The sequence below is a fragment of the Streptomyces sp. NPDC059851 genome (genome assembly GCF_042732005.1).
Classification (GTDB): domain Bacteria; phylum Actinomycetota; class Actinomycetes; order Streptomycetales; family Streptomycetaceae; genus Streptomyces.
In genome coordinates this window covers 1-2200 of the sequence record NZ_JBHWJJ010000286.1, presented here as the reverse complement: position 1 = coordinate 2200, position 2200 = coordinate 1, and the positions used below count along the sequence as shown (strand labels likewise).

The following is a 2200-nucleotide window of genomic DNA, read 5'->3' as shown; positions in this document are numbered from 1 at the left end:
TCCAACTGCATCACCAAGCCGCTGTCCGGATCGGCGCAGCCTCTCGCCTACCCGGCACGCACGACCGCACCAACCCGCAGGTCCGCGACCTCACCCGCAGCGCGGGCCGCGCTGGGCGCAGACTCCGTCGCCGCAGCGTTCGGAAAGGGCTGGGAACTGGACCACAGGACGGCCGTGACCGAGGCCGACCCCGCCCGGCTGTCCCGGGACCAGCGGACGCGCTGATCCGCAACCAGCCACCCGGCCGGGTAGGCGACGTCGCGACCTACGGCTCGCCCCGGTGCCGCCGCGACCAGTGCCGCGAGGCGGCCCGGGCAGGCCGAGTACTCGGCCGTTGGCCCTGCTCACGGACCGGGCATACTCCCCCGCGGCATCCGGTCCCACCTGCGGCGACGCGGGATCCACGCAGTCATTCCGCAGCCGTCCGGCCAGGTCAGCCACCGCCTGCGGCGATCCCGCCGAGGCGGCCGCCCGCCGGCTTCAACGCGTAGATCCGCAAGCAGCGGAACACCGTCGAACGCTAGGTCAACCGCCTCAACCAGTGGCGCGGCCTGACCACACGAACCGACGGATTCGCCATCGCCTACAAGCCGCACTCCAGCTCGCCGCATCCCATCTGGGCACGACGCTGACAAAAGGGACAGAACCTGGCTGAGCGGTAGCCAGTGGGGTGGTCAGCGGCTCTTCCCCACCTGGCGATGGTGGAGGTCGTCGGCGGCCTTCCGGCGTCGTGGGTCCTGTACATCGACGTGGGTGCCCGCTCCTCGGGCCGGGTCCTCCTGCCAGCCGTAGAGCTTGGCTGCCACTGCGGTGGGGCGCGCGTCGCCGGGTGGAACGTCGAGGTGGAAGAGCGACTCGTCGGGCTTGTTGTCGTCGCCGCCCCAGCGAACGACGCCCTCCAACTCGACCAGGACGTCCCTGATCACCGGGGTCTGGACCGGGAAGAAGCCGCCGCGGGCGACATCGCGAACCACAGTCAGGTGTGCTTCGCAGTCGGCGATCGGGCGGCACAGGTCGACCTCCACCTCGTACAAGGGGCGGGGGTCTCCGGGGCAGCGCCGTCCAGTCGAACGGGTAGTCCGCGGCGCCCCGCCAGCCGCACGAGCAGGCGCAGCAATTCGGGACTGCTAGGGGCGGCGGACGCCAGCTCGCACAGGCCCATGAGCGGTTCGGTCCGCGCAGCTTCGGGGACCTGGGGGAGCAGGTCGGGACGAACCAGTAGACGGCCGTGCAGGGGAAGCCATATGCCATGCCGGTGGAGGTGCCGCCGGAGTAGGAAGTCATCTCACTTGGCGATTCTGCGGTAGCAGATGAGGGTGCAGGCGATGCTGGTGAAGGCGAGGAAGTGTTCGGCCTTGCGTTCGTAGCGGCGGTGGAGTCGGCGGCAGCCTGCGAGCCAGGCCGTGGTGCGTTCGATGGTCCAGCGATGGCGGCCCAGTCGCTGTGAGGACTTGATGCCCCTGCGGGCGATGTGGTGTGTGATGCCGCGTTCGCGTAACCATTTCCGCAAGTGGGCGTAGTCGTAGCCCTTGTCGGCGCGGAGCTTGGCGGGCTTGCGTCGTCGGTGCCCGTGGCGGGTGCGGATGGGCGGTATTCCGCGGGCGAGGGGTTCGTGGGCCTTGCTGTGGTGCAGGTTCGCGCCCGAGATTCCGACGGAGAGGGGTAGACCGGTCCGCTCCGTGATCAAGTGGATCTTCGATCCGAACTTGCCCCGGTCGACAGGATTCGGACCTGTCAGGGTCCCCCCTTTTCAGGGCCCGCAGGTTCACCGAGTCGAGCGCGCAGCGGGACCAGTCCAGCTCGCCGCGGGCACCGAGCTCGTCGAGCGCCACGCGGTGAAGCTTGGCCCACACCCTGGCCTTCGACCATTCGCTGAACCGCCGGTGGGCCGTCGCCCCTGACAGCCCGAAGGACGCTGTCGGCAGTTGCTGCCACGTGCAGCCCGGCGTGGCCACGAACACGATCGCCGCCAGCACTTCCCGGTCGCCATGCCGGCGCCGACCGCCGCCCTGAGGCCGCGATGGCGCTTCCGGCACCACTCTCTGGAACAGTTCCCACAGCTCATCCGGCACCAGCCGCTCGACAATCCCCACGAGCTGTCGCGCCTACGACTTGCTTGAGCAGTCGGCCTCGGTCCAGGTCGCCTGGAGGTCCCGGCAGACAATGGTGAGGGTGCCGTCCCAGCAGGCGATCTCGTGGC

At 69.8% G+C, this 2200-nt stretch carries 3 protein-coding genes; 1 reads left to right on the top strand and 2 read right to left on the bottom strand.

Annotation, left to right across the window (positions count from 1 at the left end; genetic code table 11):
• On the top strand, window positions 1-225 hold a 225-nt coding region (locus ACFV7Q_RS38760), incomplete at its 5' end, for a hypothetical protein (protein WP_385435654.1).
• Window positions 226-674: 449 nt separating this feature from the next.
• Here the strand turns inward: ACFV7Q_RS38760 and ACFV7Q_RS38755 are convergent.
• Together ACFV7Q_RS38755 and ACFV7Q_RS38750 are read right to left on the bottom strand one after the other, a co-directional pair.
• Window positions 675-1034, bottom strand: coding sequence for a hypothetical protein (locus tag ACFV7Q_RS38755; protein ID WP_385435653.1), 360 nt, complete (start codon window positions 1032-1034; stop codon window positions 675-677).
• 251 nt (window positions 1035-1285) lie between these two features.
• Window positions 1286-2087 (bottom strand): IS5 family transposase gene (locus ACFV7Q_RS38750; protein WP_385435655.1). Its coding sequence is split into 2 segments (ribosomal slippage): window positions 1286-1750 and window positions 1752-2087, totalling 801 coding nucleotides; the frame shifts between segments, so codons are not numbered across the junction.
• Between the last annotated feature and the right edge of the window lie 113 nt (window positions 2088-2200).